22 protein-coding genes and 2 tRNA genes are annotated in these 23272 nt (G+C 70.7%); 13 read left to right on the top strand and 11 right to left on the bottom strand.

The features are described from left to right. Positions 1-161: 161 nt before the first annotated feature. The gene (locus HD595_RS23535; RefSeq protein ID WP_253772471.1) at positions 162-737 is read left to right on the top strand and encodes a class I SAM-dependent methyltransferase; all 576 of its coding nucleotides are present in this window, start codon (positions 162-164) and stop codon (positions 735-737) included. A 103-nt stretch (positions 738-840) separates the two neighbouring features. Here HD595_RS23535 and HD595_RS23530 read toward each other — a convergent pair whose 3' ends face one another. Together HD595_RS23530 and HD595_RS23525 are read right to left on the bottom strand one after the other, a co-directional pair. Beyond that, positions 841-2175, bottom strand: coding sequence for an ABC1 kinase family protein (locus HD595_RS23530; protein WP_253772469.1), 1335 nt, complete (start codon positions 2173-2175; stop codon positions 841-843). A gap of 62 nt (positions 2176-2237) precedes the next feature. Next, a complete protein-coding gene (locus HD595_RS23525; RefSeq protein ID WP_253772466.1) occupies positions 2238-4037 on the bottom strand; it encodes a ThiF family adenylyltransferase in 1800 nt (599 codons plus the stop codon). A gap of 270 nt (positions 4038-4307) precedes the next feature. Here HD595_RS23525 and HD595_RS23520 point away from each other — a divergent pair, with 270 nt between their 5' ends. From HD595_RS23520 to HD595_RS23510, 3 genes are all read left to right on the top strand, one after another. After that, complete coding sequence (locus tag HD595_RS23520; protein ID WP_253772464.1) at positions 4308-5090, top strand: enoyl-CoA hydratase/isomerase family protein; 783 nt, start codon at positions 4308-4310, stop codon at positions 5088-5090. 205 nt (positions 5091-5295) lie between these two features. Then, positions 5296-5673 carry a M48 metallopeptidase family protein gene (locus HD595_RS23515; protein WP_308211216.1) on the top strand — a complete coding sequence of 126 codons (378 nt, stop codon included), beginning with the start codon at positions 5296-5298 and terminating at the stop codon, positions 5671-5673. Then, a complete protein-coding gene (locus tag HD595_RS23510; RefSeq protein WP_253772460.1) occupies positions 5670-6272 on the top strand; it encodes a hypothetical protein in 603 nt (200 codons plus the stop codon). The genes HD595_RS23515 and HD595_RS23510 overlap by 4 nt, the downstream gene beginning before the upstream one ends. A 312-nt stretch (positions 6273-6584) precedes the next feature. Here the strand turns inward: HD595_RS23510 and HD595_RS23505 are convergent, their stop codons facing one another. The 3 genes from HD595_RS23505 to HD595_RS23495 all read right to left on the bottom strand — a co-directional run bounded on the left by HD595_RS23505 (position 6585) and on the right by HD595_RS23495 (position 9502). Beyond that, positions 6585-7577 carry an endonuclease/exonuclease/phosphatase family protein gene (locus tag HD595_RS23505; RefSeq protein ID WP_253772458.1) on the bottom strand — a complete coding sequence of 331 codons (993 nt, stop codon included), beginning with the start codon at positions 7575-7577 and terminating at the stop codon, positions 6585-6587. A gap of 63 nt (positions 7578-7640) precedes the next feature. Next, the gene (locus tag HD595_RS23500) at positions 7641-8216 is read right to left on the bottom strand and encodes an NUDIX hydrolase (protein ID WP_253772456.1); all 576 of its coding nucleotides are present in this window, start codon (positions 8214-8216) and stop codon (positions 7641-7643) included. Continuing rightward, positions 8213-9502 carry a zinc-dependent metalloprotease gene (locus HD595_RS23495; RefSeq protein WP_253772454.1) on the bottom strand — a complete coding sequence of 430 codons (1290 nt, stop codon included), beginning with the start codon at positions 9500-9502 and terminating at the stop codon, positions 8213-8215. The genes HD595_RS23500 and HD595_RS23495 overlap by 4 nt, the downstream gene beginning before the upstream one ends. Before the next feature lie 79 nt (positions 9503-9581). On the opposite strand from HD595_RS23495, the gene HD595_RS23490 reads away from it, so the two are divergent. The 6 genes from HD595_RS23490 to HD595_RS23465 all read left to right on the top strand — a co-directional run bounded on the left by HD595_RS23490 (position 9582) and on the right by HD595_RS23465 (position 15627). Then, on the top strand, positions 9582-10655 hold the full coding sequence (locus tag HD595_RS23490; protein WP_253781281.1) for an NAD-dependent epimerase/dehydratase family protein: 1074 nt from the start codon (positions 9582-9584) through the stop codon (positions 10653-10655). Between the two features lie 21 nt (positions 10656-10676). Beyond that, the gene (locus tag HD595_RS23485) at positions 10677-11102 is read left to right on the top strand and encodes a molybdenum cofactor biosynthesis protein MoaE (protein WP_253772452.1); all 426 of its coding nucleotides are present in this window, start codon (positions 10677-10679) and stop codon (positions 11100-11102) included. A gap of 10 nt (positions 11103-11112) precedes the next feature. Next, on the top strand, positions 11113-12159 hold the full coding sequence (locus HD595_RS23480) for a YlbL family protein (protein ID WP_253772450.1): 1047 nt from the start codon (positions 11113-11115) through the stop codon (positions 12157-12159). A 139-nt stretch (positions 12160-12298) separates the two neighbouring features. Continuing rightward, on the top strand, positions 12299-15262 hold the full coding sequence (locus HD595_RS23475) for a UPF0182 family membrane protein (protein WP_253772448.1): 2964 nt from the start codon (positions 12299-12301) through the stop codon (positions 15260-15262). 65 nt (positions 15263-15327) lie between these two features. Next, positions 15328-15404: transfer RNA gene (locus HD595_RS23470), tRNA-Met, on the top strand. 146 nt (positions 15405-15550) lie between these two features. Next, a tRNA-Met gene (locus tag HD595_RS23465) sits at positions 15551-15627 on the top strand. Between the two features lie 99 nt (positions 15628-15726). On the opposite strand, the gene HD595_RS23460 is transcribed toward HD595_RS23465, so the two are convergent. Further along, positions 15727-16251: a GNAT family N-acetyltransferase gene (locus HD595_RS23460; protein ID WP_253772446.1), complete on the bottom strand. Its 525-nt coding sequence runs from the start codon at positions 16249-16251 to the stop codon at positions 15727-15729. A 141-nt stretch (positions 16252-16392) separates the two neighbouring features. Here HD595_RS23460 and HD595_RS23455 point away from each other — a divergent pair, with 141 nt between their 5' ends. Further along, positions 16393-17658 carry a serine hydrolase domain-containing protein gene (locus HD595_RS23455; RefSeq protein ID WP_253772444.1) on the top strand — a complete coding sequence of 422 codons (1266 nt, stop codon included), beginning with the start codon at positions 16393-16395 and terminating at the stop codon, positions 17656-17658. Between the two features lie 105 nt (positions 17659-17763). Here the strand turns inward: HD595_RS23455 and HD595_RS23450 are convergent, their stop codons facing one another. The 5 genes from HD595_RS23450 to HD595_RS23430 all read right to left on the bottom strand — a co-directional run bounded on the left by HD595_RS23450 (position 17764) and on the right by HD595_RS23430 (position 21766). Continuing rightward, the gene (locus HD595_RS23450; protein ID WP_253772442.1) at positions 17764-17958 is read right to left on the bottom strand and encodes a hypothetical protein; all 195 of its coding nucleotides are present in this window, start codon (positions 17956-17958) and stop codon (positions 17764-17766) included. Positions 17959-18004: 46 nt separating this feature from the next. Further along, the gene (locus tag HD595_RS23445; protein WP_253772440.1) at positions 18005-18274 is read right to left on the bottom strand and encodes a WhiB family transcriptional regulator; all 270 of its coding nucleotides are present in this window, start codon (positions 18272-18274) and stop codon (positions 18005-18007) included. A 129-nt stretch (positions 18275-18403) separates the two neighbouring features. Next, positions 18404-18664 (bottom strand): hypothetical protein, encoded by a 261-nt coding sequence (locus HD595_RS23440; protein WP_175592639.1) that lies wholly within the window; start codon positions 18662-18664, stop codon positions 18404-18406. 108 nt (positions 18665-18772) lie between these two features. Beyond that, on the bottom strand, positions 18773-19645 hold the full coding sequence (locus HD595_RS23435; RefSeq protein WP_253772438.1) for an acyl-CoA thioesterase: 873 nt from the start codon (positions 19643-19645) through the stop codon (positions 18773-18775). Between the two features lie 75 nt (positions 19646-19720). Next, positions 19721-21766, bottom strand: coding sequence for an ATP-dependent DNA helicase UvrD2 (locus HD595_RS23430; protein ID WP_308211370.1), 2046 nt, complete (start codon positions 21764-21766; stop codon positions 19721-19723). A gap of 152 nt (positions 21767-21918) precedes the next feature. On the opposite strand from HD595_RS23430, the gene HD595_RS23425 reads away from it, so the two are divergent. Next, positions 21919-22854, top strand: coding sequence for an alpha/beta hydrolase (locus HD595_RS23425; protein WP_253772434.1), 936 nt, complete (start codon positions 21919-21921; stop codon positions 22852-22854). A 90-nt stretch (positions 22855-22944) separates the two neighbouring features. Further along, positions 22945-23193, top strand: a complete 249-nt coding sequence (locus HD595_RS23420) for a mycoredoxin (protein ID WP_253772432.1) — start codon at positions 22945-22947, stop codon at positions 23191-23193. Positions 23194-23272 lie beyond the last annotated feature (79 nt).

Here is a 23272-nt window from a genome sequence, read left to right as displayed (position 1 = left end):
CGCACTGTCAGCATGGTTCGTTCAGTGCTCACGGGGCGCGTGGGGTCGCTCCAGGGAGAGGCGTGCCCCGTGCCCAACTGATCCACGTACCGGCTGCCGGGGGAAAGCCCCTTTCACCGCGAAAACGCCCCGGCGCTACGCGCAGCCTGGACAATCTCCGGATGACCTTCAACCACAATGATCACTATCATCCCTTGCTGACCAGGCAGATTCCTCGTGGGGCCCGCCGGGCGCTCGACGTGGGGTGCGGTACGGGGCGATTCGCGCGCACGCTCGCGGCGCGAGGACTGGACGTGGACGCGGTCGATCCCGACAAGGCCGTCATCGACGCCGCGACGGGGCAAGGCATCCGTTACATCCACGGCGACATCACGACCATGGAGCTGGAGCCGGGCCGGTACGACTACATCTCGTGCCTGGCGAGCCTGCACCATGTGCCGTTCGACACCGTGCGCGCGTTGAGGTCGGCCCTGGCGCCCGGCGGGGTGCTGGCCGTGCTGGGGTGCTATCGGGCGAGCGCTCCTTCGGATTACCTGTTCGACGTGGTGGCCATTCCCGCCAACGCCGCGATGCGGCTGGCGTTGAGCGGACGTCCCGCTCCGGAGGTCGACGCGCCGGTGACTGCGCCCCGCATGACGCTGGAGGAGATCAGGAGAGAGGCCGCGACGCTCCTGCCGGGGGTGCGGATCAGGCGGTTGCTGTTCTGGCGCTATCTGCTGACTTTTCAGGCCCAGTGACCCGGTCGGTTTCCCTGAGCTCTGGGGTCCGCGCGCCGTGCGAGCGGCGTCACGTCGTCCGGCACCACCGGACAGGTCGGCGGCCCGGCGGGTGGACGCCAGGTCAGCCGATGGCCAGGGCCTCGTCGTTCGGGTCGTCCATGAAACCGGGGACCCAGCGGATGACCTCGTCGCGAAACCGCGCCGTCGTGTTGAGCTGGCACAGGACGCCGACACCGGCCGCGTGGACACGGTGGATGAGGACGTACGACACCGGAAGGTTGAGCTGGCGCACCACGTTCGTCGGGCGCAGGTCGGTGACGGTGGCGGCCTGCGCCTGGAGCCATTCCCGGCTGAACGTGAACTCCTCCACCGCCGTCGGCTCCACGTACGGGGCGAGGAACGCGCGCAGCGCGTCCGGGTCCACCTCTATCTCCGGGCGGATGAAGCCCTCTTCCCTCAGGCCGTCGACCACGCTCCGCATGTCGCCCTGGTTGAAGATCCGGGTCAACTGGCCGAACGCCTTCGGGTAGCCGTCGGGAAGCCGGTTGACGGCGCCGAAGTCGAGGATGCCCAGCTTGCCGTTCGGCAGCATGCGGAAGTTGCCCGGGTGCGGGTCGGCGTGCAGCATGCCGACGCGCGCCGGCGAGGAGAAGAGAAAGCGGACGAACAGCAGCCCCATCCGGTCGCGCTCTTCCTTGGTGCCCTCGGCGATGATCCGGGACAACGGCGTGCCGTCCATCCACTCGCTGACGAGCACCATCTCGTTGGCGGCGATCACGTCGGGGACGTGGAAGTCGGGGTCGTCCATGAACTCGAGGGCGAAGGCGTGCTGCGCCTCCGCCTCGCGGAGGTAGTCCAGCTCCTCGGCGATGCGCTCGCGCAGCTCCGCCAGCACCGCCTTGATGTCGAGACCCGGCAGGATGACCCCGAACAGCTTGCCGAGCCGGGCGAGCTGGGCGAAGTCGCCGAGCAGCGCCTTGCCCGCCCCCGGATACTGGATCTTGACGGCGGCCTCCCGGCCGTCGTGCCAGACCGCCCGATGGACCTGGCCGATCGACGCGGCGGCCGTGGGCTTGTCGTCGAACGAGATGAAGTGGTCACGCCAGTCGTCGCCGAGCTGCTCGGCCAGCACCTTGTGAACGGTGGCGACGGGAAGCGGAGGCGCCGCCTCCTGCAACCGGGTCAGGGTGGCACGGTAGGGGCCCGCGATCTCCTGAGGCAGGGCGGCCTCGAAGATGGACAGGGCCTGCCCCACCTTCATCGCTCCGCCCTTGAGCTCGCCGAGCACCTTGAAGATCTGCTCAGCCGTCCGCTGCTGGATCTCCAGGGCCACCGTCTCGGCCGGCTTGCCTCCGATCCGCTTGCCGAGTCCGAGGGCGGCGCGGCCGGCGAAGCCCAGCGGAAGAGTCGCCAGCTTGGCGGAGCGCGTGACGGCGCGGCGCGGAAGATCGCTCACACTGATGCGCGGCCTCTCGGCGAGAAACCGCTCCCCCTTTCGACGGTCGGCGCCGGAACACCTCAGTCGTCGCTTCTGGGCGACACGACCATTCTTAGCGAATAAGGATTGTTTCGCATACAACGACATTCAGGATGCCGTGCCCAGGACGTGCTGCCCCAGCGCCCATCGGGGATGACGTCGGTTGTGCAGTTCGTCACAGCGGCCTGGCGGCCGTCCAGATGGGCCAGCGCGTGGCCCGTCGCGGCGGCGGCCACGGCCGTGGCCAGAGTGGTGTCGCAGGCGATCTCCCCCGGTGGGTAGCCGCCCAGGCGGGCGGTCACCATCGCCCAGCCGGGGTCGCGGTCGCGCCGGGTCAGGTCGAGACAGTGCAGGCACGCCGTACGGCCCGGCAGGACGAGCGGTCCCACGGACCCGTGCCCCTCGAACGCGGAGGCCAGCAGGTGCGGGATGCCCAGCTCGGCCAGCTCGTTGACCAGGACGAAGTCGAGGGGGTCGACGGGAGCCAGGATGACGAGGTCGGGGCGGTGCGTTCCGTCACCGAGGTAGGGGCCGCCGGCCTGGACCAGGGTGGATGGGGTTCCGGAAGGGGCCGGCGGGGTGACGGTCGGGTGGGGGCGGGCGCGGTCTTGTGCCGGGCGGAGGCTCCTAACTGGCGTCGTTGGGCGGGTGCGGACGTCGCTTGGTGCCGTGGGTGGGTGGGTCTGGGTCTGCTGGGCTGTGGGTGGACGGTCGTCGGTCTGACCGGGGGCTGAGGGACGACGGTCCTCGGCCTCACCGGAGGCTGAGGGACGACGCTCCTCGGCCTCACCGAGGGCTGAGGGACGACGCTCCTCGGCCTGGTGAGCCGCGGGTTGAAGGTCGTGGGGCTGGTGAGCCTTGGGTGGGTCTTCGCTGCGGGCCGCTGGCAGGTTTTCCTCGGTGGGTGCCGCTGGTGCGCTGTCCTGGGTCGGTGCTGATGGTGAGTGGTGGGTTGGCGGGTGGTTCGGACGGGATGTCGTTGGTGGGTGGTCGCCCGGTGGCTGATCGCCGGGGCGGAGGGAAGGAGGGCTCGTTCGCTCCGGGCGGCCGAGAGGGCTGGGGCTGACGGTGGTTGAGGGGGCGTGCCTCGGGCGCGGGTGGGGGGTTCGCTGGCGGGCGATCGGGGAGGCGGGAGTGGTGCGGTTGGCCGCCTGGGGCTTGGTCGGCACTGGCGTCCCGATCCCTTCTTGGCGCGGTGTCCCGTTCCGCTCCTGGCTCGGAGCGTCGTTCGCTTCCGGGCACGGAGGAGCGCACCCGGAGGTGAGGCGGCGGGCGACCGCCACGGCGCCGTCCTGGCGGCTGAGGCCGAGCTCGCTCCAGGTCAGGCCGCCGGGCGTGAGGTCGCGCGGCCGGACGGGGCCCGTATCGAAGACCCGGATGTCGCCCACCCCGCACGAGGCCAGCAGGGTGACGATCTGTGCCCCGACCCGGCCCGCTCCGTAGACGCGCACCCGCGCCCGTCTCCTCGCCTCGAACGCGGCGAAACCGCCGTCGGAGCCCGCGGATGCCAGGTCGAGAGCGTCCACGTCGGGCTCCAGCCGGTCGCGCTCGGCCAGGGACAGCCCGCGCAGTGATCTGTGCCCCGCAGAGGCGTCGTGGAGCACTCTGCGGGCGGTGAGCTGGTCGAGCACGGCGCGGGCCGTCGGCTCGTCCAGGCCGGCCGCGGACGCCGCGCGCAACACCTGCCGCATGTCGCGCGTGCCGTCGAGCAGGGCCAGCCATCGCCGGACCGGGGCCGTGAGACCGGTCAGGATGACCGCTCTGGCGGGGTGCACGCCGATCTGGAGGGTGTGCTCGTCGCGGAGGATGCGGCGGAGGGCGGGCTTCACACGTGGCCTCATGGGCGGAAGGTTTCCATGTCGCGGTGGCCTCGCGTGGCGAGTATTCGCAGGCTGTGGATAAGTCGGCTGGGAGTAGGGGTGGCTGTGGAAAACACCGCGGGCAGAGGCCGCCGCTCCCCGATGGCCTGGCGCGGAAGGTCGCAGAAGGTCGCGGTCGCCTGTCGGCCCGGACCGGCACCATGCCCGAGCAAGGGCTGCCGTCTCCTCCGCGCGGAACGCTGCAGGCGCCCGTTCTCGGACGCCGCCGCCCCACCGTCGTACGCTCCCCGCATGAGTGAGCTTCTCGTCGAGCGCGGCCCGGACGGTCTCGTGCTGTTGACCCTGAATCGTCCCGACCGGCGCAACGCCATGACCGACGGCATGACCGAGCAGTGGCGCGCCACCATGGCCGAGCTGGCCCGCGACCGGGACGTCCGTTGCGTGGTCGTCACCGGGGCCGGGTCCGCGTTCTCCGCCGGTGGTGACCTGTCGTGGCTGGGCGAGCGGAACGTCGAGCCCGTCCCCGCACTGCGCGACCGGATGCTGGAGTTCTACCGTTCCTGGTTGTCCGTCACGGCGCTGGAGGTCCCGACGATCGCGGCCGTCAACGGGCCGGCCGTCGGCGCGGGGCTCTGCCTGGCGCTGGCGTGCGACCTCGTGTACGCGGCCGACGACGCCCGGCTGCTGGCGCCGTTCACCTCGCTGGGGCTGCACCCGGGCATGGCGGCCACCCATCTGCTGCCCGCCCGGGCGGGAGTCGCGCTGGCGCGGGAGATGCTGCTCACCGGGCGGGCAATTTCGGGCAGGGAAGCGGAGATTAAAGGTTTGGTAAATCGTTCATTTCCGCGAGCTGACCTCATGACGGAAGTGTCCGCCGTGGCCGGAGAGATCATCAGGAACGCTCCCGTCGCCACCCGGCTGACCAAAGTCGCTCTGGCCGCCGGCCATGCAGATCTTGAGGCCGCGCTGCGCTGGGAGGCGCTCGCACAGCCCGTGACCATGGCTTCCGCCGACCTGATGGAGGGGCTGGCGGCGCGACGGGAAAGGCGTGTGCCCAAATTCACCGGCTCTTAATCATCTGACCTGGAGAAACAAGCACTGCCCTCTGTGGAATTTCGCCGGTGTCGGCTAACGTGCATATGTGCCCCCCGAGACAGTCGAGGTCCGTCGGAGTTCTCGTCGCCGGCGTACGGTCTCCGCATACCGCGACGGCGACAAGACGATCGTGCTCCTGCCCGCCTGGCTGACCGGTCAAGACGCGGATGAATGGGTGAGCCGGATGCTCGATCGGCTTGCGGCCAGGGAGCGCCGGAGGAGGCCGACCGACGAGGGTCTGCTCACCCGGGCCAGGGAGCTGTCGGCCAAGTTCCTCGACGGCAAGGCGGACCCGGCAAGCGTGCGCTGGGTCGACAACCAGCAGCACCGATGGGGCTCCTGCACCCCGGAGAACGGCACGATCCGCATCTCGACCCGGCTCAAGGGCCTGCCCGAATGGGTGATCGACTATGTGATCATCCACGAGCTGGTGCACCTGCTGGTGCCGAGCCACGGCCCCGCGTTCTGGACCCTGGTGGAGCAGTACCCCCGGGCCGAGCGGGCGCGTGGATTCCTGGAGGGCTTCTCGGCCGCCTCCCAGACCCCGCCGGAGGAGTGTTGAGGCGGACGGTCGCGGTCGTCGTGCGGCAGAGCATGGCCGGGGCGGCCCCTGACGGCGTGGACCCGAGGGAGTTCCTGGAGGCGATCGCCGAGGACGCCTACGAGGTGGTCGCCGGCCTCGACCTGGTGACGCCCGTCCTGGTGACCGGCGTTCCGGGCCTCGACCACCTGGTGTGGCCGGGCACCGAGGTGATCGAGGTGCCCGAGGACGAGCCGCTGGCGGGTATCGCGGCGCGGCTCGACGGCGATCAGGCCGTGGTGCTGTCCGCCGACGCGCCCGATCTGCCGCCGCTGCTGATCGGCAAGCTGTTCCGCGAGCTGGGACGGGCCCAGGTGAGCGTGTGTCCCGCCGACGGCGGCGGGGCGGTCGCCATGGCGTTCGGGCTGCCGATGCCCGCGTGGGCGGGCGCCGGGCTGGACGAGGACGAACCGGTCGCGGCGCTGCGCGCGGCGGCTCCCGGCCGGCGGATGGTGGCCACGGTGCCGGGCTGGCACCGGCTGCGGACCGCCGACGACCTCGCGCGGCTCGACCCGGGGCTGGAGGGCTGGGACAACACCCGGGCGCTGTTGTCCGGGTCAGGTCTCTCCTCGTTCCGCTGACCCGGCCCTGACGACGAAGTTCGCGCGGCGCCTGCCGAGTTGGCGTCAGAAGAAGCCTTCCCCGGGTCGGCCGCATCGGGGGGTCGCGAGACGGTGGCGTGAGACTGCGCATCGTGAGGTCTGCGAGACCGCTGAGTGAAACTGCGCATCCTGAGGTCGGCGAGACCGGCTGCGCGAGGCGGCGCATCCTGGAGTCGGCCACACAGCTGACGTGACACCGCGCATCGAGAGGTGGACCGCACAGCTGACATGACACCGCGCATCGTGAGGTGGGCGAGACAGCGCCCCGCCGGCCCCACGGCGCGGCGCGCGTCAGGGTACGGCGAGCTCCGCGAAGACCGCGCGGTGGTCGGTGCCCGGCACCGTGTGGACGCTGACCTCGCGCACCCCCACCCGGTGGTCCACCAGCACGTGGTCGATCGTGATGATCGGCGGCACCCTCTTGTTGGCCGGCCACGTCGGGACCAGCCCGGCCCCCACCTGGTCGGCGGCGTCCTTGTAGCCGCGCGACAGCACGCCGCGCATCGGCGCGTGGTCGAGCGAGGCGTTGAAGTCGCCCGCCAGCACGCGCACCACGTCCTTGGAGGCGGACGGCAGCCGGCCCAGGGCCTCGCTCCACTCCACGGCCTGGGGTCCCAGCGGCGGGTAGGGGTGGACGTCGACGAACTCGATCGCCGCGCCGCCCGGCAGCGCGATCCTGGCCGCCGGCATGTGGTGGCCGACGGTCGGCGCCAGCTCGGGCATCGCCACCAGCGGGTGCTTGCTGAAGAGACCGCTCCCGGTGGCGCTCCACTCAGCCTGGAGCACCCGGTGGGGCATCAACGTCTTGAGGCCCAGTGCGTCGAGCTCCTCGACGGCGCCGGGGGTGAGCTCCTGAGTGCTCAGCACGTCGGGGTCGAGGCGGTGGACGAGGTCCATGACCGCGTCCGGGTCGGCCCTGCCGAACAGCATGTTGAGGGTGAGGACCCGCAGCGGCCGGCCGGGGGTGGCGTCGGCCGTGCCGAGCGCCCGGGGCAGGACGCTGGCGCCGAGCGCGGCCGTCGCGACGAGGGCGACGGCGGTGGCGGCGCGCCTGCGGCCGAGCGCGGCCATGAGGAGCGGGATCAGGGAGCCGGCCGCGGCGTACGGCGTGGCGGTCATGAGCTGCGTCGGCAGCGACCCGCGTTCGAGGCCGGCGACCCTGGTCACGGCCCACGCCGCGAACGGGGTCACAGCCAGCCACGTCAGCGCGGCGGGCAGCCGGCGGCGCCGCCTGGCCGCGGTGACGATCGTGCCTCCGACGGTGCTGTCGGCCGAGATCCCCACATCTACCCCTCTGGAACGTTCCGAACCCGGGCCGGGCGCCGCGAGCGTGGAACGCTACGGACTCTAGCCGGACACCTGTGAACGCGGTGTAAGACGGGACAGGAGAATGTCCCTTCCGCGTGCCGCCAGACGCCGGGTGGCCTCGTCCGACAGCTCAGGGATCTCGTCGACGGGGAACCAGCGCAGGTCCAGCGACTCCTCGCTGATGACGGCCTCGGCGCCGGGCGGCGCCACGGCGGCGTACTCGACGTCGAGGTGCCAGCTTCGCGGCGGGTGGCACCAGACCTCGTGCCGGTCGAGCGCGAGCGGGCCCGGCAGCAGCTCCAGGCCCGGGATGCCGGACTCCTCGGTGGCCTCGCGCAGGGCGACGTCGGCCAGCGAGGAGTCGGACGGCTCGCAGTGGCCGCCCATCGGCAGCCACATGCCGGCCTTGGGGTGCAGGGTGAGCAGCACCCGGCCGCCGTCGTGCGACAGCACCGCCGTGGTGGCCGTGAGGTGGCCGGGCACGCAGGCGCGCAGCATCGCGTCGTCGTGGTCACGCAGGTGGTCGAGGAACCCGACGCGGAGCCGTTCCTCCTCGGCGGTGGGCGCCGTCCAGCCGGACAGGACGGCCACCGCGTCGCCGTGCAGGCGGCTCACTTCTGGTCGTCCTCGCCCTTCGACTCGTCCCTCGGCTCGTCCTTCGCGTCTCCCTGCCCGCCTTCGAGTTGTGAGATGTCCCACGCCGACTCGCCGCGCACGAACGCCTCGGGGTCGTCGAGGTCGTCGGCCGACGGCATGAGGTCGGGGTGGGACCACAGCGCGTCGCGCCCGTCGACGCCGCGCTCCTCGCGGACCGCCTCCCACAGCGCGGCGGCCTCGCGCAGCCGGCGGGGACGCAGTTCGAGGCCCACGAGGGTGCCGAAGGTCAGCTCGGCCGGGCCGCCGGTGGCGCGGCGCCGGCGTACGGTCTCGGCCAGGGCGCCGGCGGAGGGCAGCTTGCCCTCGGCGGCGTGGCCCGCCACGGTGGCGACCCAGCCCTCGACCAGGGCGAGCGCGGTCTCCAGGCGGGCCAGGGCGGCCTTCTGCCGCTCGGTCTCCTCGGGCTTGAGCAGCGCGCCGCCGCTCAGCGCCTCCTGGATGGCCTGGGGGTTGTTGATGTCGAGCCCGCGGATCTGCTCCTCCAGGGCGGAGGTGTCGACCGTGATGCCCCGCGCGTACTCCTCGACCGCGCCCAGCAGGTGGGCGCGCAGCCACGGCACGTGCTGGAACAGCCGGTGGTGCGCGGCCTCGCGCAGCGCGAGGTAGAGGCGGATCTCGTCGGACGGCAGCTCCAGCCCCTGGCTGAACGAGGCGATGCCGCCGGGCAGCAGCGCGGCCCGGTCGGACAGCGGCAGGCCGATGTCGGTGGTGCCGATCACCTCGCGCGCCAGCGAGCCGAGGGCCTGGCCGATCTGCTGGCCGACCATCATGCCGCCCATCTGCTTGAGCATGCCCATGAGCGGCCCGGCCATCTGCTGGGCCTCGGGCGGCAGGCCCGAGCCGCCGAGCGCGCCGCCCATGGTCTCGACCATGCGGGCGGCGATCGGCTCGCACAGCGTGCGCCAGACGGGGATCGTGTTCTCGATCCACTCGGAGCGGCTCCACGCCTCGGGCGCGCCGACGCCGCTGGGCAGCGTGGTCGCCTCGTTCAGCCACAGATCGGCCAGGCGCAGGGCCTCGACGATCTGCCGCCGCTCGCCCTCCATGACGCTGGGATCGCCCTCGGCCACCACGGCGTGCCGGGCGATGTTCTTGGCCATGTCCCAGTTGACCGGGCCGGATCCCTGGGGAGCCGACAGCATGTCGGCGAACTGGCGCATCGCCTGAGCCATCTGCTCAGGGTCGCCGAACATGGCGAACGGGTTTTCGTTGGGGTCGTTTTCGCGACCTGGCAGGTCAGTCACCGCTCTACCTCGTGCAGGATGGAGGAGTCCACATCCGCCACGTTAGTCGTCCTGCGGCGGATCAGTGCAAAGTGAGGACCTGGTGCCTACCTCGAAACGCCCGCGCCAACCAGTCGTCGCCGTCACCGGCGCGGCCTCAGGGCTGGGCCGCGAGCTGCTCGCAAGGCTCGTATCCTCCGCGGATTTCCGCAGGGTGGTGGCCATTGACGAGGAGCGCGGCGACGTCCGGGAGGCGACCTGGAGAGTCATCGACGTCCGCGATCCGCTCTTGGCGAACCGCATCTCCGACATCGACGTCATCGTCCACCTCGCCGGCGACTACGCGGTCGACTCCGACCCGCGTGAGCGCCGCGCGTACAACCTGAGGGCCGCGCAGACCGTGCTCACGGCCGCCGCCGCCGCGCGTGTGCGGCGTGTGGTGCTGGTCACGAGCGCCATGGTGTACGGGGCCGCGCCCGAGAACGACGTGCCGCTGCCGGAGGACGCCGCGGTGGCGGCCGAGCCCGACACGGGTGTCGTGGGCGACTACCTGGAGATCGAGGCGCTCGCGCGGCGGTCGCTGCGCAGCCATCCCGGCCTGGAGGTGACGGTGCTGCGGCCCGCTGCGGTCGTGGGCCCCGGCGTCGACACGGTCATCACCCGTCATTTCGAGTCGCCGCGGCTGCTGACGGTCAAGGGCTGCTCGCCGCGCTGGCAGTTCTGCCACGTGGACGACCTGGTGTCGGCGCTGGACCTCGCGGCGCGGGGCGTGGTGACGGGCGTGGTCGGGGTCGGCTCCGACGGCTGGCTGGAGCAGGAGCAGGTCGAGGAGCTGTCGGGGCTGCGCAGGTTCGAGCTGCCGGCGGGGCTGACGTTCGGCACCGCGCAGCGGCTGCACCGGCTCGGCATCACCCCGGCGCCGGCCACCGACCTGCACTACGTCGTCTATCCGTGGGTGGTCGACTGCGCCCGGCTGCGCGAGGCGGGCTGGAAGCCGTCGTGGACGAACGAGGCCGCGTTCAAGCAGCTCCTGGAGCTGCGCGAGAAGGCGACGACCGTGGTCGGCAGGCGTCTGCCGGTCAAGGAGGCCACGCTCACCGCGGCGGGCGCGACGGTCGCCGTCATCGGCACCGCCGCCATCGTGCGCCAGGTCCGCCGCAAGCGCCGCCAGTGACGGGTTCGGTAGGCTTTCGTCGTGGACGTCATCCGGTTGCTCGGCGTACGTGACACCTCGCTCTCCGTGGAGGAGGTGCTCGCCGCCGTGGGCGACCACGCCGCCGGTGGGACGACGCTGTTCGTCGGCACCGTACGCGAGCAGGACCACGGCAAGCCGGTGACCCGCCTGTCCTACTCGGCGCACCCGACGGCCGAGGCCGAGCTGCGGCGCGTGGCCGAGAAGGTCGCGGCCGACTTCCCCGTCACGGCGCTCGCGGCCGTCCACCGGGTCGGCGACCTGGAGCTGGGCGACATCGCGGTGATCGTCGCCGTGGCGGCGCCGCACCGCGGGGAGGCGTTCGCCGCCTCACGCAGACTCATAGACGACCTCAAGGCCGAGGTGCCGATCTGGAAACATCAGGTCTTCGCCGACGGCTCGGCCGAGTGGGTCGGCGCCTGCGAATAAGCTCGTGCTCATGTCGCGTCGCGCCTTGACCCTGCTGGTTGCGGGCTTCCTCGTGCTCTCGCTCGGCGTCATGGGCGCGGTGATGAAGGTGCCGTACGTGGTGCTGAGCCCGGGGCCGACCGAGAACACGATCGGCGAGGTCGACAAGAAGCCGGTGATCACCATCACCGGCCGGCAGACCTATCCGACCAGCGGCCAGCTCAACCTCGTCACCGTCGCCTACCAGGGCGGGCCGAGCAGCCAGATCGACCTGCTGACCGCGCTGCGCGGCTGGCTCGACCCGACCGTGGCCGTGGTGCCCCAGTCGGCGATCTTCCCCGAGACCCGCTCGCAGCAGCAGGTCGAGGAGGAGAACACGGCCGAGATGGCCAACTCGCAGGACTACGCGACGGCCGCGGCGCTCACCGAGCTGAAGATCCCGTACGGCACGGCCGTGTCGGTGGCGTCCACCGAGAAGGGCAAGCCGGCCGACGGGAAGCTGCGCAAGGGCGACGAGATCACCGCGGTCGGCGGCAAGCCGGTCGGCGACGTGGAGGGCATCTCCGAGGCGGTCAAGGCGGTCGAGCCGGGCCGCGACGTGACGTTCTCGATCACCCGCGGCCAGGAGAAGCTCGACGTCACCGTGCCCACCGTGCGCGGCGCCGGGGGCAAGGCGGTCGTCGGCATGGTGATGCAGGCGCGGTACAAGTTCCCGTTCGACGTCGACATCAACGTGGGCGACGTCGGCGGGCCGAGCGCCGGGCTGATGTTCTCGCTCGGCATCCTCGACAAGCTCACGCCGGGCGAGCTGACCGGCGGCAAGGACATCGCCGGGACGGGCACCATCGACCCGTCCGGCGCGGTCGGCCCGATCGGCGGGATCGCTCAGAAGATGGTCGGCGCGCGCAAGGCCGGGGCGACCGTCTTCCTGACGCCGGCCGACAACTGCGCGGAGGCCATGAAGGCCGTTCCCGACGGGTTGCGCCTGGTCAAGGCCACTTCACTGCACGAGGCGGTGCAGGCTCTGGACGCCCTCCGCACGGGTAAGGGACAGGTGCCGGCCTGCTCGGCCGGATGACGTCCGCGGAAACTTCCGCCGATCGCCGTGCGTTAGTCGAAGGGCTGGCACAGCGGTGTAGGTTGCCAGACACGGACCGTTTGTTCACCACGACGAGGGGTTGGCCTTGAGCTTCCGGACCCCAGGAGCCGGCCGGGCGATGCGCTTGCCCCGCCGGCCGAGATTGCTCCTGCCCGTCGCGATCGCGCTCGTGGCGATCGTGGCGTTGTTCTTCCTCTTCTCCGGCATCTACACCGACTATCTGTGGTTCGACTCGGTCGACTACACCTCGGTGTTCTCCGGTGTGCTGCTGACGGAGATCGTGCTGTTCCTCATCGGGGCGGTGCTGATGGTCGGCATAGTCGGCGGCAACATGCTGCTGGCCTACCGCACCCGGCCGATGTTCGGGCCCGCCGTGTTCGGCGGGGGAAGCGGCGCCGACCGCTACCGGATGGCGCTCGACCCCCACCGCAAGCTGATCTTCATCGTCGGCATGGGCATGCTCGCGCTGTTCGCGGGCTCCTCCTTCGCGGGGGAATGGCAGACGTGGCTGGAGTTCGCCAACGGGGCGACCGTCGGCAAGACCGACCCGTTGTTCGGCCTGGACGTGTCGTTCTTCATGTTCGACTACCCGTTCATCCGGATGGTGCTGAACTTCCTGTTCACCGCCGTGATCATCTCGATCGTCCTGGCGGCGATCACGCACTACCTGTACGGCGGGTTCCGGCTCCAGTCGCCCGGCGTCCACGCCTCGCGCGCCGCGCGGGTGCACCTGTCGGTGCTGCTCGGCGTGTTCGTGCTGCTGAAGGCCGTGGCCTACTGGGTGGACCGGTACGGGCTGGTGTTCTCCGACCGGGGTTACGTCGACGGGGCGTCCTACACCGACGTCAACGCCGTCCTCCCGGCCAAGACCATCCTGGCGATCATCGCGCTGATCTGCGCCGTGCTGTTCTTCGCCGGCGTGGTGCGGCCCGGCGGCATGCTGCCCGGCGTGTCGTTCGGCCTGCTGGTGCTGTCGGCGGTGCTGATCGGCGGCGTCTACCCGGCGCTGGTCGAGCAGTTCCAGGTCAAGCCCAACCAGCAGCTCAAGGAAGCGGCCTACATCGACCGCAACATCAAGGCAACCCGTGAGGCGTACGGGGTGGACGACGCGGAGATCCTGCAGTACTCCGCGGAGTCCGACCCGGCCAAGGTGAAGACCGACGGCGACGCGTCGGTGAGCGGTGTTCGCCTGCTCGACCCGGCGCTGGTGTCGTCCACGTTCGACCAGACGCAGCGCATCCGCGGCTTCTACGGCTTCTCCGACCAGCTCGACGTCGACCGGTACAAGGACGCCAGCGGCAAGCTGGTGGACCACGTCGTGGGCGTCCGTGAGCTGCTCAACTCCCCCGACGGCCCGGGCAACTGGATCAACCAGGCGCTGGTCTACACCCACGGCTACGGCATCGTCGCCGCGCCCGGCAACGAGGTCGACCCCGGCGGCCTGCCCGCCTACGACGCCAAGGACATGCCGGTCACCGGCCCGCTGGCCGGCTCGACGGGGCTGAAGGAGTCGCGCGTCTACTTCGGCGAGATCAACTCCAGCGAGTACGTCATCGCCGGCGGCGACCCGAGCCGGCCGCAGGAGCTCGACTACCCCGACACCGGCGGCACCGGCCAGAAGAACACCACGTACGCGGGCAAGGGCGGCGTGCCGGTCGGCTCGTTCGTCAACCGGCTGGTCTATGCGGCCAAGTACGGCGAGAAGAACATCCTGCTGTCGGGCGACATCAACGACCACTCGAAGATCCTGTACGAGCGCAACCCGCGCGACCGGGTCCAGAAGGTGGCGCCGTTCCTGACCCTCGACGGCAACCCGTACCCGGCGGTCGTGAACGGGCGCGTCACCTGGATCATCGACGGCTACACGACCTCCAACGAGTACCCGTACTCCCAGAGCGAGAGCCTGGGCGACATGACCCGGGACACCGCCGTCGACCGGCGGGTGGTCGCGCAGCAGCCCCAGGACAAGATCAACTACATCCGCAACTCGGTGAAGGCCACGGTCGACGCCTACGACGGCACGGTCACCCTGTACGCCTGGGACGACAAGGACCCGGTGCTGCGGACGTGGAGCAAGGCGTTCCCGGGGATCCTCCAGCCGGTCTCGAAGATGAGCCCCGACCTGCTGAGCCACGTGCGCTACCCCGAGGACCTGTTCAAGGTGCAGCGCTACACGCTCTCGCGCTACCACATCACCAACGCCTCGGCCTTCTACAACGGCCAGGACTTCTGGAACGTCCCGAGCGACCCGTCGCAGGGCAACCAGTCGATCAAGCAGCCGCCGTACTACCTGACCGCGACGATGCCGGTCCAGGACGCCAAGCCGTCGTTCTCGCTGACGACGACGTTCGTGCCCAAGGAGGGGCCGAACCTCGCGGCGTTCATGGCGGCCGGCTCCACCTGGGGCCAGGACTACGGCAAGCTGCGCATCCTGCGCATGCCGTCCAACACCGCGATCCCGGGTCCGGGCCAGGCGCAGAACAACTTCCAGAACAAGTTCTCCGGCGAGCTGGGCCCGCTGGGCCTGGGCAACGCCAACGTCCGGTACGGCAACCTGCTGACGCTGCCCTACGCGGGCGGGCTCATCTACATCGAGCCCGTGTACGTGCAGACCAAGGCCGGCACCGGCCAGGAGCCGTACCCGATCCTGCGGCGCGTGCTGGTGGCGTTCGGCAACAAGGTGGGCTCGGGCGACAAGCTGGAGGACGCGCTGGCGCAGGTGTTCAGCGAGACCCAGCAGAACACCCAGCCCAACCAGCAGCAACCGCAGCAGACGCAGCCCAACCAGCAGACGTCGGCCCTCGCCCAGGCCATCACCACGGCGCAGAAGGCCTACCAGGACGCCCAGAACGCCCTGAAGGCCAGCCCGCCCGACTGGGACGCCTACGGCAAGGCGCAGAAGCGCCTGGACGACGCCCTGAAGGCGTTGCAGGGCATGGGCTCCCAGGTGCCCGCCACGACGACGACGCCGGCGCCCACGGGCACTCCGGCGCCGACGGCGACGCCTTCGTCCTCCGCCTCGCCCTCGCCGAGCTCGACGCCCACGGGGTCGGCCTCGGCGAGCCCGCAGGGCGGCACGTAGGCGCCACGTGGTGGCGTCGATTTGCCACTGCCCCGCGATCGCTATAGTCTTTAGGCACACAGCGACGCGGGGTGGAGCAGTTCGGTAGCTCGCTGGGCTCATAACCCAGAGGTCGCAGGTTCAAATCCTGCCCCCGCTACCACGTCAGAAGGCCCGGAGGATTTCCTCCGGGCCTTCTGCTTTGTGCGGGCGCAATGCGCACGCGCTTCTGGAACGCCGTGGAGACCGGGGCCCGGCAATCGATTTGCCACCGTACGGCCCTGCCTATAGTCTCAAGACACACACCGACGCGGGGTGGAGCAGTTCGGTAGCTCGCTGGGCTCATAACCCAGAGGTCGTAGGTTCAAATCCTGCCCCCGCTACCAGCGAAGAGGCCCGGAGAATTGTCTCCGGGCCTCTTTTTCGTGACCGCATTCACATCGCGCCGTCAATGGCGCGACGAAACGTCCGGAATACGCGCGAGGTCAGTTTTCGCCGAAGGTCGTCGAGTAGATGCTGCGCGGCAGGCCGTAGTACAGGGCCGTGCGCTCCAGGGTGAGGCCCAGTTTCCCGGCCACGCGCCGGGAGGGGACGTTGTCCGGGTGGATGATCGAGATCAGCCGGTCCACCTTGAGAACGTCGCGCGCGAGGTCGTGGCAGGCGAGGGCGGCCTCGGTGGCGTAGCCCCGGCCCTGGAGCGCGGGCGGCACCAGGTAGCCGACCTCGGTGAAGACCTCGCCCTCGACCGGCTGCCGGGTCAGGCCGCAGTTGCCGGCGAACTCGCCGGTCTCGCGCACCGTGAGCGCCCACAGCCCGATCCCGTGCTCGGCGTAGCTGCGCTGACCGGCCTCGATCCAGCGCAGCGACTCCTCCCGGGTGCGCGTGCTGGGGTAGTAGCGCATCACCTCCGGGTCGCCCAGCAGGGCGGCCATGTCGTCGAGGTCGTCGGGGACCAGCTCGCGGAACGAGAGCCGGGGGGTGGGCGGCGGCAGAAGGCGTCGCGTGGTCACGTGGCAGGAGTCCCTTCGGGGCCGGGGACGGTCGGGGAACCCCGGGATCATAGGCCGATCCCGGCCGCTCGCAAGGAGGCTTATCTACTGACTGTGGTAGTAAAGGTCCCTAATGTTGCAGTTGAGGCTAGAGGGGACATCATGACTACGCTGAGCCGACGACGCCTGCTCCAGACGGGTGCCGCGGCGGTGCCCGCCATCGCGCTCGGCGCCCGGCCCGCGCGGGCGGCGTCCTCCTTGCCGGCCACCGGCGTCGCGCCGAGCTCGCTGGCCGCCTTCGACCAGGCGATGCAGAAGTACGTCACCGAGCGGGAGATCAGCTGCGCCCAGCTCGCCGTCGCCAAGAACGGCAAGATCCTGCTGGCCCGCGGCTACGGCTCGTACAGCAAGATCCTGCCCGGCAAGCCGAGGTTCATCTCCATGGTGCAGCCGACGTCGTTGTTCCGGATCGCGAGCCTGAGCAAGAACATCACCGGTGCCGCCATCGCCCGGCTCGCCCAGGACGGCAAGCTGAGCCTCACGGCGCCGGTCACGACGCTGCTGGGCCTGTCGGCCGACGCCGACCCCCGCCTGGCCGAGGTGACCGTGACCCGGCTGCTCCAGCACCTGGGCGGCTGGGACCGCGCGGTGTCGCCGGACCAGCTCTGGGCCGACCACACGATCGCCGCATCGCTCGGGATCTCGCTGCCGATCGACCACGCCGACATCATCAAGTGGGCCACGGCCAGGAAGCTCGACTACGACCCGGGCACGAAGTACGCCTACAGCAACTACGGCTACATGCTGCTCGGCCGGATCATCGAGAAGGTGTCCGGGATGAGCTACGAGGCGTACGTCAAGCAGAAGCTGCTGGCGCCGGCCGGCATCACCCGGATGAAGCTCGGCCGCAGCCTGCTGGCGGAGACCGGGACGAGCGAGGTCACCTACAGCTCGAAGTTCACCAACAAGACGGTGCTCGACGACTCGGGCAACGTCGTGCCGTACCCGTACGGCGGGTTCAACATGCCCAACCAGGACGCGAACGGCGGCTGGCTGGCCTCGGCCGTGGACCTGGTCAAGTGGGGCTTCGTCTTCGACAAGGCCGGGACGGTGCTCAACTCCACGTCGCTGTCGCGGATCTTCGCCAAGCCGGAGATCGGGATGAACTCGGGCGGCTCGTGGTACGGCTTCGGCTGGAGCGTGCGCAACAACAACGTGGGCACGCTCAACACCTGGCACACCGGGTCGATGCCGGGCACGTTCAGCTTCCTCGCCCGGATCCAGAACGGCGTCAGCTACTGCGCGATCTTCAACCGGCGTGAGGAGACGGGCAGCCCCGACTTCGACTCGATCGACCCGATCCTCGGCCAGGCGGCCAGCGCGGTGCGGACGTGGCCGACGACGGACCTCACTTCCCGGTACTTCTGACACTTCCGGGACAACGGGAAGGGGCCGGGCGCGACGTTCGCGCCCGGCCCCTTGTCATTCATGGCCGTGGACGGGAGATCCTGCGCCGGCGGCAGGATCTCCGCGTCACACCTGGCGGTTCAGAGCCCTGCGCAGCCGTTCGTTGGCCCGCTGGACCTGTCGCCGCGCCCGCTCCACGCGCTGGACGCCGGCGATGAGCCGCTGCTCCTCCGCCTCGCGGTGGAGGGTTTGTATTCGGTCGTTGATCAGGTCATGGCTCAGATGCGGCACTTCGAGGCTGTGGATGATTCCGATGCTCATTGCTTTGTCTGCTTTCTGATGAAGAACTGCGGTACGGAAAGGTGGGTCAGGCAGCGACCGGGTGCTTGCGGGGACGCCCGCGGGGCCGCTTACGGGGCACGACGACGCCCCGGAGGATCAGCTCGCCGCCCCAGACGCCCCACGGCTCCTCGCGCTCGAGCGCGCGGGCCAGGCAGGCCTTCTGGATGGGGCAGCCGCCGCAGAGCGTCTTGGCGAACTCCACGTCCTGCGGCGATTCGGCGAACCACAGGTCAGGGTCGGTACGACAGGGGATCTTGGCTTCGTCGATCAGGTCCATGATCGTCTTGGCCCCCATCTGTGTCTCCTTTGATTCGATCCTGTTGATCTTGGTCGGGCACCTCGTAGGTGGTCGGGGATCACGGACAAACAAGAAGGCCGCGGATCCTTGGTGCGGATCCGCGGCCTGGGGGCTGCTCTGTGCCGGTCAGGTTGTGACCGGAGCATCCCTCCAGGGTTGCGGACCGCGCATTCCACCCTTGGTGATCTGCTGGGTCGGCACGTCGGCGCCTGCGGCGGCAGCCGGGGCACTCGGGGCGGCGGCGCCCAGGTGGACGCGCGCGTAGACGGGAGCCTGGCTGCGGGCAGACTTCTCCTGCCGCAGCTTGGCCGGCCCATCGGCGAGCCTCACCGTGCTACGGCATGCGGAAGCGAGCCACTGCGTGGCCGACATGTTGATGCTGATCACTGGGACTCACCTCCATCTACGGATCGCCGGACAGGACCGTCCGACTTGCTTGACCATGACCCTAAACCGGGAACGCAGAAACCGGCAACCTATTTTCCACCTGCGATTTCACGACTTCGTGACACGGATCATCGCCTCCTGTACGACGGACACGACGAGGTCACCGGACGCGGTGAACATCTCACCGCGCGCGAGCCCGCGGGCCCCTCCCGCCCACGGCGACTGCTGCGCGTACAGCAGCCAGTCGTCGGCCCGGAACGGCCGGTGGAACCACATGGCGTGATCCAGCGAGGCGCCCTGGAGGTCGGAGGCGCCCCAGGCCATGCCGTGGGCGAGCAGGACCGTGTCGACGAGCGTGAAGTCGGAGGCATAGGCGGCCAGCACCACGTGCAGCAGCGGGTCGTCGGGCAGGTCGGCGTCGTAGCGGAACCACACGTTGGTCTTGGCGCTGCGCAGCTCGGGGTTGCGGTGGGCCTCCCAGGTCAGCGGCGTGGCGTAGCGGGCGTCCACCGGCCGGGGCCGGGAGAGCCAGTCGCGGTACTCCGGCCGGTCGCCCACCAGCGCGTACATGCGGTCCTGGAAGGTCGGCAGCGTCGCTGGGTCGGGCACCTCGGGCATGACCGACGCCTGATGCTCCAGCCCCTCCTCGAAGATGTGGAACGAGGCCGACATGGTGAAGATGGCCTTGCCGTGCTGGATGGCCACGACGCGGCGGGTGGTGAAGGAGCGCCCGTCGCGCACCCGCTCGACGTTGTACACGATCGGGACGGACGGGTCGCCCGGCCTGATGAAGTAGGCGTGCAGCGAGTGGACCGCGCGGTCCGAGGGCGCCGTGCGGCCGGCCGCGACGAGCGCCTGGGCTGCGACCTGTCCGCCGAAGACCCGCTGGATGCGCTCCTCGGGGCTGCGCCCGCGGAAGATGTCGAGCTCGATCTGCTCAAGGTCGAGAAGGTCGAGCAGCTCCTTCAGCGCCTCGTTCACGGGTCCCCCTCAGGACGTGCAAGTTTGGTACGGCAAGTCTGACTTGTCGCCAACCTCTCCCCCAAACCGGGTCGGTCATGAGGCGGAGCGGCACAGGGACAGCACGGCCTCGCCGTACCGGTCGAGCTTGACCCGGCCGACGCCCGGGATCGACAGCAGCTCCTGCTCGGTGCGCGGCACCCGCTCGGCGATCGCCTGCAGCGTCACGTCCGTGAAGACGACGTACGGCGGGATCTTGCCCTCCTTGGCCGTGGCCGTGCGCCACGCCTTCAGGCTCTCCAGCAGATCCTCGTCGTAGTCGGCCGGGCAGGTGGCGCAGCGGCCCAGCTTCTGCTCGGCCGCGGCCACGAGCGTCTTCGCGCAGATCCGGCAGCTCACCGGAGCGGCCACCTGCCGCCGCTCGCGCGCCGGGCCCGGCGGCCGGGCGGCGGCGGAGGAGGAGGCGCGGCCGGTCAGGCCGTCGAGGAAGCGGGACGGCCGGCGCCCCTTGCGTCCCCCGGGCGCCCGCGACAGCGCCCACGACAGCGTCAGGTGCTGCCGGGCCCGGGTGATGCCCACATAGAGAAGGCGGCGCTCCTCCTCAATCTGCTCGGGCGTCTCCGCGTAGACGATCGGCAGCATGCCGTCGGTCAGGCCCACCAGGAACACCGCGTCCCACTCCAGGCCCTTGGCGGCGTGCAGGGAGGCCAGCGTGACGCCCTCGACCGGCGGCGCGTGCTGCTCGGAGGCGCGCCGCTCCAGCTCGGCGACGAACCCGTGCAGGTCGGCCCCCTCGGCCGCCATGTCCTCGGCCAGGTCGGCCAGCGCCCGCAGCGACTCCCACTTCTCGCGGGCCTTGCCACCGCCGGGCGGCGCCGGGGTCAGGCCGAGGCCGGCGAGGATGTGGTGGACCTCCGAGGCCAGCGGCTCGTCCGAGGCCGACCGGGCCGCCCCGCGCAGCAGGACGACGGCCTGGCGCACCTCGGGGCGCTCGAAGAATCGCTCGCCGCCGCGCACCACGTAGGGCAGCTCGGCCTTGGCCAGGGCCTCCTCGTAGGCCTCCGACTGGGAGTTGGTGCGGAACAGCACGGCGATCTCGCGGGACGGCACGCCCTGGTCGAGCAGCTTCCTGATCGCCCGGGCGACCCCGGCGGCCTCGGCGGGCTCGTCGTCGTACTCGTGGAAGCCCGGCCTGGGCCCGTCGGGCCGCTGCGCGACCAGCTCCAGGCGGTGCGGCGAGCGGCCCTTGGCGATGACGAGGTTGGCCAGGTCGACCACCTGCGGGGTCGAGCGGTAGTCGCGCACCAGCTTGATCACGGCCGCGTCGGGGTGCTCGACGGCGAACCCGGTCAGGTAGCGGGGCGTGGCGCCGGTGAAGGAGTAGATCGTCTGGTTGGGGTCGCCGACCACGCACACGTCGTCGCGCCCGCCGAGCCAGGTGTCGAGCAGCAGCTTCTGCAGCGGGTTGACGTCCTGGTACTCGTCGACCACGAAGTAGCGGTACTGCTGGCGGATCTGCGCCGCCACCTCCTGGTGCTCGGTCATCACCGCCGCGGTCAGCTCCAGGATCGTCTCGAAGTCGACCAGGTGCCGCTCGCGCCTGATCTGCTCGTACGCGTCGTAGAGCCGCGCCAGCTCCTCGGCCGGCACCGGCGGTGTGCGGTTGTACTTGGCCGCGGCCGCCGCGTAGTCCTCGGGGCCGATTTGGGTGACCTTGGCCCACTCGACCTCGGAGGCGATGTCGCGCAGCTCCGACCGGTCGGCGCCGCGGCGCAGCCGGCGGCACGCCTCCGACAGCACCGGCAGCTTGGACTCGATCACCGACGGCGCCTCGCCGCCGATCACCCGCGGCCAGAAGTAGGTGAGCTGGCGCAGCGCCGCCGCGTGGAACGTGCGCGCCTGCACCCCCGGCGCGCCCAGCGCGCGCAGCCTCTGCCGCAGCTCGCCGGCCGCCCGTGTGGTGAAAGTCACGGCCAGCACGCTCGGCGCGTCGACCACCCCGCTGCGCACCGCGTGCGCGATGCGATGGGTGATCGCCCGGGTCTTGCCGGTGCCCGCACCAGCCAGAACGCACACAGGACCGCGCACGGCCTCGGCGACCGCGCGTTGCTCCGGATCGAGGCCGGACAGGACGTCGTCCACGCTGCTCACCTGTCAATCCTCCCAGCCGGTGGCGCTGACCGTCCCATTCTGGCAACATGCGGGCCGTCATCCGTTCAACGTCACCGAGATGCAAAGAACTGGTCTTTTCCCGCACAATGGGGCCGACCACGTGCATGGGGGAAAGGAAGACCGTGCGCACAGCGGTTCTCGTGGGGGCTCTCGCACTCGCCGCCGTCACCGGCACCACCTCGGCCGTCGCCGCGCCGGCCGCCGCCGCGCCCGCCGCCGTCGCGGTCAAGGACCCGACACCGGGTCCCGTGACCACGCCCGACCCGTCCGCGCTGACCAGCCTCGCGTACGAGACCGTCGCGTACGGCCAGCAGCGCCGCCAGGACATGGACGTCTGGTGGAACGCCGACGGCGAGCAGCGGCCCGGGATCTTCCTCATCCACGGCGGCTGGTGGTCCGCCGGCGACAAGCGGCAGATGACCACGATCGCCCGCGGCTACGCCGACCTCGGCTACACGGTCTTCAACCTCAACTACCGGCTCTCGGGGCAGGCGGCCTGGCCCGCGCAGCGCACCGACGTGCTGGCGGCCATCCAGCTCGCCCGCAAGCACGCCGAGCGCTGGGGCTTCGACATGAAGAACTTCGTGGTCGTCGGCTTCTCGGCCGGCGGTCACCTGGCGGCCTCGGTCGGCACGTACGGCGACGGCATGAACGGGCTCAAGGGCGTGGTCGGCCTGTCCCCCATCGTGTCGCCGCTGCGCGCCTACACCGACGGCGCCGTCTCCACCGACCCGTACAAGCGCCGGCTGCGCGCCGCCGCGATCAAGCTGGCCGGCGGGTGCGAGCCCAAGGGCCGCTGCTCGCGCGTCTGGGCCAGCATGGAGGTGGCCTGGCACGCCAGCCGCCACGACGCGCCGATGCTGACGGTCCACTCCGACGACGAGTTCGTGCCGCCCGCGCAGAGCCAGCTCCTCAAGCAGATGCTCGGCCAGGTCGGGGTGCCGGTGACGGTCATCACGGCGCCGGGCACGGCCCACAGCGCTCCGCTGTACCGGCTGCCGGGCATCGCCGAGCAGGTGCACCAGTGGATCGCGGACCGGCTCGGCGGCCAGCTCTGACCCGGAGCCGCGCAGGCGAGGAATGAGCGCGGGCCCTTCCGTGTTGAACCGAGCGCCCCGTCTCCTTGACCTTGGAGGGATTCGTCCGACATGGCGCTCACCGTCTACAGCACCACGTGGTGCGGGCCCTGCAAGTGGCTGAAGTCGCAGCTCACCCGCGAGGGCATTCCGTTCACCGAGGTCGACATCGAGCGTGACCCCGCCGCCGCGGAGTTCGTGATGAGCGTCAACAACGGCAACCAGACCGTGCCGACAGTCGTGATCGAGACCCCGTCGGGCCGCGTCGTCCGCACCAACCCGTCGGCCCGCGAGGTCAAGGCCCTCCTCGAAGCGGCCTGACCTCCACCACGACGCCCCACGACGACGCCCAGGACCCGTGCCGCTCAGCGGCCCGGGTCCTCGTCACCTGACCATCTGC

The sequence above is a fragment of the Nonomuraea roseoviolacea subsp. carminata genome (genome assembly GCF_024172185.1).
In the GTDB taxonomy this organism is placed as follows: Bacteria; Actinomycetota; Actinomycetes; order Streptosporangiales; family Streptosporangiaceae; genus Nonomuraea; species Nonomuraea roseoviolacea.
The sequence above is the reverse complement of the archived record's forward strand: the minus strand, read 5'-3'. Positions and strand labels throughout refer to the sequence as shown.

Bases quoted from the DNA above. Each gene is read 5' to 3' on its own strand.
- HD595_RS23520 (WP_253772464.1), top strand. From the start codon at position 4,308: ATGAGTGAGCTTCTCGTCGAGCGCGGCCCGGACGGTCTCGTGCTGTTG.
- HD595_RS23475 (WP_253772448.1), top strand. From the start codon at position 12,299: ATGCGCTTGCCCCGCCGGCCGAGATTGCTCCTGCCCGTCGCGATCGCG.
- HD595_RS23450 (WP_253772442.1), bottom strand. From the start codon at position 17,958: ATGAGCATCGGAATCATCCACAGCCTCGAAGTGCCGCATCTGAGCCAT.
- HD595_RS23535 (WP_253772471.1), top strand. From the start codon at position 162: ATGACCTTCAACCACAATGATCACTATCATCCCTTGCTGACCAGGCAG.
- HD595_RS23525 (WP_253772466.1), bottom strand. From the start codon at position 4,037: ATGAGGCCACGTGTGAAGCCCGCCCTCCGCCGCATCCTCCGCGACGAG.
- HD595_RS23515 (WP_308211216.1), top strand. From the start codon at position 5,296: ATGCTCGATCGGCTTGCGGCCAGGGAGCGCCGGAGGAGGCCGACCGAC.
- HD595_RS23445 (WP_253772440.1), bottom strand. From the start codon at position 18,274: ATGGGGGCCAAGACGATCATGGACCTGATCGACGAAGCCAAGATCCCC.
- HD595_RS23455 (WP_253772444.1), top strand. From the start codon at position 16,393: ATGACTACGCTGAGCCGACGACGCCTGCTCCAGACGGGTGCCGCGGCG.
- HD595_RS23480 (WP_253772450.1), top strand. From the start codon at position 11,113: ATGTCGCGTCGCGCCTTGACCCTGCTGGTTGCGGGCTTCCTCGTGCTC.
- HD595_RS23420 (WP_253772432.1), top strand. From the start codon at position 22,945: ATGGCGCTCACCGTCTACAGCACCACGTGGTGCGGGCCCTGCAAGTGG.